Annotated in this window: 9 protein-coding genes; 7 read left to right on the top strand and 2 right to left on the bottom strand. The window is 67.3% G+C overall.

Going from position 1 to position 8,181, the window contains the following annotated elements; all coding sequences use genetic code 11:
* The first annotated feature begins 40 nt into the window (after positions 1–40).
* Both mutL and A6A05_RS04675 read left to right on the top strand, forming a co-directional pair.
* Entirely contained in the window at positions 41–1,843 is a 1,803-nt protein-coding gene (mutL, locus tag A6A05_RS04680; protein WP_068497957.1) for a DNA mismatch repair endonuclease MutL, read from the top strand.
* The gene (locus A6A05_RS04675; protein WP_068497955.1) at positions 1,843–2,736 is read left to right on the top strand and encodes a hypothetical protein; all 894 of its coding nucleotides are present in this window, start codon (positions 1,843–1,845) and stop codon (positions 2,734–2,736) included. The genes mutL and A6A05_RS04675 overlap by 1 nt, the downstream gene beginning before the upstream one ends.
* On the opposite strand, the gene A6A05_RS04670 is transcribed toward A6A05_RS04675, so the two are convergent.
* A complete protein-coding gene (locus A6A05_RS04670; RefSeq protein ID WP_068497953.1) occupies positions 2,723–3,130 on the bottom strand; it encodes a response regulator in 408 nt (135 codons plus the stop codon). The two genes, A6A05_RS04675 and A6A05_RS04670, sit on opposite strands and share 14 nt — an antisense overlap.
* 203 nt (positions 3,131–3,333) lie before the next feature.
* Between A6A05_RS04670 and nadA the strand changes: the two genes are divergently transcribed.
* The 5 genes from nadA to A6A05_RS04645 are packed head-to-tail and all read left to right on the top strand — an operon-like array spanning position 3,334 to position 7,583.
* Complete coding sequence (nadA, locus tag A6A05_RS04665) at positions 3,334–4,356, top strand: quinolinate synthase NadA (RefSeq protein WP_068497951.1); 1,023 nt, start codon at positions 3,334–3,336, stop codon at positions 4,354–4,356.
* Positions 4,346–5,182, top strand: a complete 837-nt coding sequence (gene nadC / locus A6A05_RS04660; protein WP_068497949.1) for a carboxylating nicotinate-nucleotide diphosphorylase — start codon at positions 4,346–4,348, stop codon at positions 5,180–5,182. Before nadA ends, nadC begins: the two co-directional genes overlap by 11 nt.
* 18 nt (positions 5,183–5,200) lie before the next feature.
* Positions 5,201–6,817: an L-aspartate oxidase gene (nadB, locus tag A6A05_RS04655; RefSeq protein WP_068497970.1), complete on the top strand. Its 1,617-nt coding sequence runs from the start codon at positions 5,201–5,203 to the stop codon at positions 6,815–6,817.
* A complete protein-coding gene (locus tag A6A05_RS04650; RefSeq protein ID WP_068497946.1) occupies positions 6,814–7,209 on the top strand; it encodes a cyclic nucleotide-binding domain-containing protein in 396 nt (131 codons plus the stop codon). Before nadB ends, A6A05_RS04650 begins: the two co-directional genes overlap by 4 nt.
* A complete protein-coding gene (locus tag A6A05_RS04645) occupies positions 7,206–7,583 on the top strand; it encodes a hypothetical protein (RefSeq protein WP_068497944.1) in 378 nt (125 codons plus the stop codon). Before A6A05_RS04650 ends, A6A05_RS04645 begins: the two co-directional genes overlap by 4 nt.
* 213 nt (positions 7,584–7,796) lie before the next feature.
* Here A6A05_RS04645 and A6A05_RS04640 read toward each other — a convergent pair.
* On the bottom strand, positions 7,797–8,181 hold a 385-nt coding region (locus A6A05_RS04640; protein ID WP_156520901.1), incomplete at its 5' end, for an IS66 family transposase.

Here is an 8,181-nt window from a genome sequence, read left to right as displayed (position 1 = left end):
GACGGTTCCGCCCCGGGCGGAACCGTCTTATAGTGCGGCCATGTCGATTCGCCTGCTTCCCCCCACCCTGGTCAACCAGATCGCCGCCGGCGAGGTGGTCGAGCGCCCCGCCTCGGCCGTGAAGGAACTGGTGGAAAACAGCCTGGATGCCGGCGCCACCAGGATCGAGGTGGTGCTGGTCGAAGGCGGCCAGGCGCTGATCTCGGTCACCGACGACGGCAGCGGCATGGGGCCGGACGAACTGGCCCTGGCGGTCGAGCGCCACGCCACCAGCAAACTGCCCGACGACGATCTGGTCCATGTCCGCCATCTGGGTTTTCGTGGCGAGGCGCTGCCGTCCATCGGCTCGGTGGCGCGCCTGACGCTCACCTCGCGGGCTCGGGGCGCGGCCGAGGGCTGGAGCCTGAGTGTCGAAGGCGGCGCCAAGGGCCGCCCGGTTCCGGCCGCCATCAGCGCCGGCACCCGGGTCGAGGTGCGCGACCTGTTCTATGCCACCCCGGCCCGGCTGAAGTTCCTGAAGGCGGCCCGCACCGAGCTTTCGCACGCCATCGACACCCTGGAACGGCTGGCCATGGCGCATCCGGCGGTCGGCTTCTTCCTGTCCGACGGCAGCCGCGCCTTGGTCAAGCTGGCGGCCGAGAAGGCGGGCGACCTGGCCCAGGCGCGGTTGAACCGTCTGGCCGCCATCATCGGCCGCGATTTCCACGACAATGCCGTTCCCATCGATATCGAACGCGACGGCGTTCGCCTGACCGGCTGGGCCGGGCTGCCGACCTACAGCCGCGGCAGTTCGGGCCACCAATATCTGTTCGTCAACGGCCGCCCGGTGCGCGACCGATTGGTGGTCGGTGCGGTCCGGGGCGCCTATCAGGACGTGATGAGCCACGACCGCCATCCGGTGGTCGCCCTGTTCCTGGAGCTGTCGCCCGACGCGGTCGATGTCAACGTCCATCCGGCCAAGGCCGAGGTGCGCTTCCGCGAGGCCGGCGCCGTGCGCGGCCTGATCGTCTCGGGCCTGCGCCATGCCCTGGCCGGGGCCGGCCACCGCGCCGCCACGGTCAGTCATGGCGGCGCCGGCTGGCGGCCTGGCCATATCGGCGCCGGCTGGCGCCCGGGTGGTGGCGGCGGCAATCCGGCTTCGTTCGCCCAGGCGGTGCGGGCACAGGCGCCGCTTGGGACCGGGCTTGCCGAATCCTTGCCCGGCCTGGACATGCCGCCCTCGGCCCCGGTGGCCGAATATTGCCCCCAACCGCCCGAGCAGGCCTATCCGCTGGGCGCGGCCCGGGCACAACTGCACGACACCTACATCGTTGCCGAGACCGCCGACGGCCTGGTCATCGTCGATCAGCACGCCGCCCACGAACGGCTGGTGCTGGAACGTCTGCGGGCCGGCCTGGCCGAAGGGGGCGTCAAGCGTCAGGTGTTGCTGCTGCCGGAAGTGGTGGAATTGGGCGAGGCCGCCGCCGCCCGGGTGGCCGAGGCGGCGCCGGCGCTGGCCGAGCTGGGCCTGGTGGTGGATTCCTTCGGCCCCGGCGCGGTGGTGGTGCGCGAGGTTCCCGCCCTGCTGGGAGCCTGCGACGTCCAGGCCTTGGTGGCCGACCTGGCCGGCGACCTGGCCGAATGGGGCGAGGCGTTGAAGCTGAAAGAGCGGATGGTCGATATCTGCGCCACCATCGCCTGCCATGGCTCGGTGCGGGCCGGGCGGCGGCTGTCGGTGCAGGAAATGAACGCGCTGTTGCGCCAGATGGAACAAACCCCATTGTCGGGGCAATGCAATCACGGCCGCCCCACCCATGTCGCGCTGGGGCTGGCCGACATCGAGAAACTGTTCGGACGGCGCTGATGCTGATCAACATCTTTCTGGGCAACCATACCGCTTACGACTTCCTGCGCATGCAGGACATCCTGGCCCCCATCGCCGCCGGCCTGGTCGAGGCCGGGCACAGCGTCAAATACGATTTGAAGAAGCTGGCTCCGGCCCCGGCCGTCAACCTGCTGGTCGAGTTCTTCCAGCCGGCCTTCACCGAGGAACTGACCGCCTTCAAGGCGGCGCACGGCGACCGCCTGCGCCTGGGAATCCTGGGGACCGAGGACATGGAGGATGCCTCGGTGATGGCCAATCCCAAGCAGCCGTGGCGGCGGGCCAATTTCGAGCGCATCCTGCCGCTGGCCGATTTCGTCTGGACCTTGCTGCCCAACACCGACTGGTACCAGACCCGCGTGCCGGGCGGACGGGCCAAGTTCCTGGCCTACGGCCATTGCGCGTCGCTGCGCGAGCCGGCCCCGGTGGCGCCCAAGGATAAGGACTGCCTGCTGTACGGGACGTCCGGCCCCTATCGCGAACGGATCATCGAACAATTGCGCGCCCGCGGCCGCAGCGTGTTCGTGTCGGAATGCGCGCTGCCCGACTATCTGCGCCGCGACCATGTCGGCCGGGCCCGGCTGATCCTGGATATCAGGCGCAACGAGGGTGTGCGCTATTGCAGCCCCAGCCGCATCTGTTACGGCCTGCATTCCGGCACGGCGGTGGTGGCCGAGCGGTTCGACGAAAGCCGCCTGGGCGAGTTGTATCGCTATTGCGAGGCGCCCGCGCCGGCCGATTTCGTCGATCACGTCGATCAATTGCTGAAGGGTGACACCGACAAATTGGCCGCCGACGCGCTGACCCGCTTCGCCGCCGAGACCTCGATGCGGGCCAATCTGGAAGCGGCGCTGGCGGGGATCAGTGCGGGCTAAGGCCGCGTTCGACGATTTCCTTGAGCCGGCGGCCGTTGATCGGTTTGTGCACCACCTGCAGGCCGGACTCGCCGGCATGGCGGACCCGGTCCATCGAGGTGTCGCCGGTGATCAGCACGCCGGGAATGCCGTCGCCGAACGACCGGCGCAGCAGCTGCACCGCGTCGGTGCCGGTCAGCCCGTCGCCCAGCCGGTAATCGGCGACGATGAAATCGGGAATCCTGGCGCTGCTGGTCAGGGCGGTCAGCGCCTCGGCGCCAGAGGCAGCGGCCACCACCTCGAAGCCCCAGCTTTCCAACAAGGTCTGATAGCCGGCAAGGACGAATTCCTCGTCCTCGATGACGACGATCAGCGGCGAGACAAGCGGCTGGCTATTGGCCACGGCGGCGGACATCCTTGAGCGATCCTTCCAGACAGGAAGGTCGATCATGCGATGGACCGATGAAATTTGGAATGCCTGCCTAGGGCATAGTGGTTTGGTTTATCGTGCTCGGGGCGTGACAGCAGTTGCGCTTGGGGGGGAAATTCGGTCTTACTAATCATTCCAAAGGAAATGCGCCGTCCCGCCAGGCCGTCGTAGCAAGGATCCGTGCCCACATGACCGAAACCGTTATCCTGCCGTCGCCCGGCGCCCTGACCGAAGCCGACATCGACCCCACCCTGGACATGGTCGAGGCGATCAACCGGCTGCGTCGCGAGAAGAACGCGGTGATCCTGGCCCATTATTACCAGGAAGGCGAAATCCAGGACCTGGCCGATTTCGTCGGCGATTCGCTGGACCTGTCGCGCAAGGCGGCGGCGACCAGCGCCGACATGATCGTCTTTTGCGGCGTCCGCTTCATGGGCGAGGTGGCCAAGATCCTGTCGCCCGGCAAGGTGGTGGTGATCCCCGACGCCGAGGCCGGCTGCTCGCTCGAGGAATCCTGCCGGGCCGACGCCTTCAAGGCGTTCCGCGACAAGAATCCCGACCATCTGGCGGTGACCTACATCAATTGCTCGGCCGAGGTCAAAGCCCTGTCCGACGTCATCGTCACCTCGTCCAACGCCGAGCTGATCGTCAATTCGCTGCCCAAGGACAAGCCGATCCTGTTCGCCCCCGACCGCCATCTCGGCGCCTGGGTGGCGCGCCGCACCGGCCGCGACCTGACGCTGTGGCCGGGCAGCTGCATCATCCACGAACAGTTCTCGGAAAAGGAACTGATCAAGCTGAAGGTGCGCCACCCCAACGCCAAGGTGGCGGCGCATCCCGAATGCCCCGACGCCATCTTGACCCATGCCGACCATGTCGGCTCGACCCGCGGCATCCTGGATTACGTGCTGAACCATCCCGGTTCCGAGTTCATCATCGCCACCGAGCCGCACATCATTCACCAGATGCAGAAGGCGGCGCCGGACAAGACCTTCATTCCGGCCCCGGGCGCCGATGGCGGCTGCTCGTGCGCGGATTGCCCGTTCATGGCCAAGAACACGCTGGAAAAGATCTATCTGGCGATGATGAATGCAGCCCCCGCCATCACCATTCCGGAAGAACTGCGGGTCCAGGCGCTGAAGCCCTTGGAACGCATGCTGGAACTGTCGGCCTCGGTCCCGATGTCGTCGGGGGCGCCCAATGCGGCCTGAACCCGATATCGAAGACGCGCGCCGGGTCATTTCCGCCGCCCTGGCCGAGGATGTCGGCCCCGGTGACATCACCTCGGCCACGGTCATCCCCGCCAGCCTCAAGTTCAAGGGGGTGATGCAGGCGCGTCACGCCATGGTGGTGTCGGGCCTGCCGGTGGCGGCCCTGGCCTTCGCCATGGTGGTGCCGGAAGCCCGCTTCGCCGCCAAGGTCGCCGACGGCCAGCATGTCGCCGCCGGCACCGTGCTGGCCGAGATCGAAGGCCCGGCCCGCGGCCTGCTGACCGCCGAGCGTACCGCTCTCAACCTGTTGCAGCTGATGAGCGGCATCGCCACCCTGACCGCCCAGTATGTCGATAAGCTGCAGGGCACCGGCTGCACGCTGCTCGACACCCGCAAGACCATTCCCGGGCTTCGGCGGCTGTCGAAATATGCCACCTTGTGCGGCGGCGCCAAGAACCACCGCATGGGTCTTTATGACGGCGTGCTGATCAAGGACAACCACATCGCCGTGTGCGGCGGCGTCGGCCAGGCGGTCAAGGCGGCCAAGGCGGCCGGCCTGCCCAACGTCGAGGCCGAGTGCGACACCCTGGACCAGGTGGCCGAGGCGGTCGAGGCCGGCGCCGACATCGTGCTGCTGGACAACATGGACCCAGCCATGCTGCGCCGTGCGGTCGCTGTGGTCGCCGGGCGCTGCCGCACCGAGGCATCGGGTGGGGTCAATCTCGACACCATCCGCGCCATCGCCGAGACCGGCGTCGATTTCGTGTCGGTCGGTCGCATCACCCAATCCGCTCCGGCCGTCGATATCGGCCTGGACTGGTCCTGACGGATGGGGAACGTCGCCATGTCCTATGATCTTCTCGTTATCGGTTCCGGTGCCGCCGGCCTGACCTTGGCCCTGCGCGTGCTGGAAGCCAAGCCTTCCGCCCGCGTCGCCATCCTGGCCAAGGGGCCGTTGGCCGAGGGCAGCACCCTGTACGCCCAGGGCGGCATCGCCGCCGTGCTGGACGCAGCCGACACCACCGAATCCCATGTCGCCGACACCTTGAATGCCGGGGCCGGGCTGTGCAATGTCGATAGCGTCCGTTTCGTGGTGGAAAACGCCCGGACCGCCATCGAGTGGCTGATCGACCAGGGCGTCGCCTTCGACCGCGAGGGCGACAGCTGGCACCTGACCCGCGAGGGCGGCCATTCGCACCGCCGGGTCATCCATGCCGCCGACGCTACCGGCCGCGCCGTCGAGACCTCGCTGGTCGATCGCGTGCGTGAGACCGGGGCTGACGTCTTCGAGCACCACAACGCCGTCGATCTGATCCGCGAAAGCTTGCCGGGCGGCGGTCTGGGCCGCTGCGTCGGCGCCTATTCGCTGGACCGCATCAGCGGCCGGGTGCGCACCTTCGCCGCCAAGAAGGTGGTGCTGGCCACCGGCGGCGCCAGCCGCGTCTATATGTATTCGTCCAATCCCGACGGATCGACCGGCGATGGCATCGCCATGGCCTGGCGTGCCGGCTGCCGGGTGGCCAACATGGAATTCTCGCAATTCCACCCCACCTGCCTGTTCCACCCCCAGGCCAAGACCTTCCTGGTCACCGAGGCGGTGCGCGGCGAGGGCGGCCACCTGCTGCGCCCCGACGGCACCCGCTTCATGGACGAATACGACCCCCGGGGCGAGCTGGCTCCGCGCGACATCGTGGCCCGCGCCATCGACGACGTCATGAAGCGACTGGGCTGCGAGTGCGTCTATCTGGACATCAGCCACAAGCCGGCCGAGTTCGTCCGCAGCCATTTCCCGACGGTCTATGCCGAGTGTCTGAAATACGGCATCGATATGACGCAGCAGCCGATTCCGGTGGTGCCGGCGGCGCATTACACCTGCGGCGGCGTGCTGACCGATCTTTCGGGCCGCACCGATGTCGGCAACCTTTATGCCATCGGCGAGGTGTCGTGCACCGGCCTGCACGGGGCCAACCGCATGGCGTCCAACTCGTTGCTGGAATGCCTGGTGTTCGGCAAATCGGCGGCCGAGGACATCGTCGCCACCCTGGGCAAGGTGGCGGCGGCGCCGGTGATCCCGGCCTGGGACGAAAGCTGGGTCACCGATTCCGACGAAGAGGTGGTGGTCGCCCACAACTGGACCGAACTGCGCCGCTTCATGTCCGACTATGTCGGCATCGTGCGGTCGACCAAGCGCCTGGAACGGGCCAAGCACCGCGTCAAGCTGCTGCTGTCCGAGATCGAGGAATATTACGGCACCTTCCGTGTCACCAACGACCTGCTGGAACTCCGGAACCTGGCGATGGTGGCCGACCTGATCGTGCGTTCGGCGCTGTCGCGCCGGGAAAGTCGGGGTCTGCACTACACCCTGGATTATCCCAGCCTGGACGTGATCGCGCCGGTGCAGAACACCGTGCTGGTGCCGAAGAACTTCTCGGCCCGGCGGGGCGGGCAGGGGGGCGCATGAACGATATCGCCCAATCGCGGCGCAAGGTGTTTAGGGCCGGCGAGGTCATCTTCCATGAAGGTGAGCGCGGCCACGAGGCCTATGTCGTCGAATATGGGCGGGTCGAGGTGTTCAAGACGGTCAAGGACCACGTCATCTTGCTGGGGACCATCATCCAGGGCGGTATCTTCGGCGAAATGGCCCTGATCGACGACCAGCCGCGCATGGCCTCGGCGCGCGCCACCGACGAGACCGCCTGCGTGGTGATCGGCAAGGAACGCCTGGCCGAGCAGTTGGAGAAGGCCCCCAAGGGGGTGCGGGTCATCGTCGGTGCCCTGCTGGGCAATATCCGCCTGATGGGGGCCGAGCTGGCCGAGGCCCAGGTCATCTTGGGATCGGACGATCTGCGATGAGGCGCCGGCTGCTGATGGCCGCCTGCCTGATGGCGCCGTGTCTGCCGGCCCTGGCCGCCGGCAGCGGCGCCAAGCCGCGCGAGACCTATGTCAAGCTGCAATCGGTCAACCTGGAATTCTGGGATCAGGACGGCCTGTTCCACATGGTGATCCTTGAGCTGACGGCGGTCTATCCGCTGGAAGTCAAGGACGCCAAGCTGGACAAGAAGGTGGCCGAGAAGGTCACCCACGCCATGGCCTCGATGGCGTGGGAGGAATTCAATCGCGGCAACCCCGCCGCCACCGCCAAGGCCATCACGCTCGACATCATCCGCAAGGAACCGGGCGGCGACAAATGCATCGACGTGCTGATCAACCGGCTGGTGATCAGGTAAGGGCCAGGGGGGCCTTCAGGTCCAGGCTGAAGCACACGCCCTCTGCCCGTCTTGGCCGGGCTTGGCCCAGGACGGCCCGGTTAAATTTCAGGCGCCGCCCCACACTCCGTCATGCCCGTGCTTGACACGGGCATCCATGTGGTGCCGCACAAAAATCGATTGGAAACAGGACGTTATGCGGAAGCAGGGTAACTGGGGCAAAAGTCCGGGCGATCAGGCGGCGTAGCGCGCGGCGATCAGCGAGGGGAGTCCCGGCACGGCGTTTCCGACAGCGGCGCCGAGGCGGTCTCCCAGGAAATCCCAGAACGAGATGCCGAGCTTGCGGCAGGTCTTGGCGAGGCCGAGGAAGGCGTCGCGGCAGTCGCGGCCATGGTCGCTGCGGGTGGTGCCGCTGACCTTGCGGCGGATGACTTGGCTGCGGATGTCGTTTTCCGATCCGTTGGTGTGCAGCGGGATTTCCGGCCGGTCGAGGACGCGCAGCAATTCCGCCTTGTTGGCATGAAGGCGTGCCAGCAGGCGGTCCAGCGTGGCGAAGCCGGTGCTGCGTTTGAAGATGCGGTCGAAGCGGGCCTTCAACTCGGCCTTGCGCGCCGTCGCG

This window comes from Magnetospirillum moscoviense (assembly GCF_001650635.1).
Taxonomy (GTDB): Bacteria; Pseudomonadota; Alphaproteobacteria; order Rhodospirillales; family Magnetospirillaceae; genus Magnetospirillum; species Magnetospirillum moscoviense.
Note: the sequence above shows the minus strand (reverse complement) of the source record. Positions and strands in the feature narration are given on the sequence as shown.

What these genes read in the sequence shown, in the direction of transcription:
- A6A05_RS04675 (WP_068497955.1), top strand. Translation starts at nt 1,843, where the DNA reads ATGCTGATCAACATCTTTCTGGGCAACCATACCGCTTACGACTTCCTG.
- mutL (WP_068497957.1), top strand. Translation starts at nt 41, where the DNA reads ATGTCGATTCGCCTGCTTCCCCCCACCCTGGTCAACCAGATCGCCGCC.
- nadB (WP_068497970.1), top strand. Translation starts at nt 5,201, where the DNA reads ATGTCCTATGATCTTCTCGTTATCGGTTCCGGTGCCGCCGGCCTGACC.
- nadC (WP_068497949.1), top strand. Translation starts at nt 4,346, where the DNA reads ATGCGGCCTGAACCCGATATCGAAGACGCGCGCCGGGTCATTTCCGCC.
- A6A05_RS04670 (WP_068497953.1), bottom strand. Translation starts at nt 3,130, where the DNA reads ATGTCCGCCGCCGTGGCCAATAGCCAGCCGCTTGTCTCGCCGCTGATC.
- A6A05_RS04650 (WP_068497946.1), top strand. Translation starts at nt 6,814, where the DNA reads ATGAACGATATCGCCCAATCGCGGCGCAAGGTGTTTAGGGCCGGCGAG.
- nadA (WP_068497951.1), top strand. Translation starts at nt 3,334, where the DNA reads ATGACCGAAACCGTTATCCTGCCGTCGCCCGGCGCCCTGACCGAAGCC.
- A6A05_RS04645 (WP_068497944.1), top strand. Translation starts at nt 7,206, where the DNA reads ATGAGGCGCCGGCTGCTGATGGCCGCCTGCCTGATGGCGCCGTGTCTG.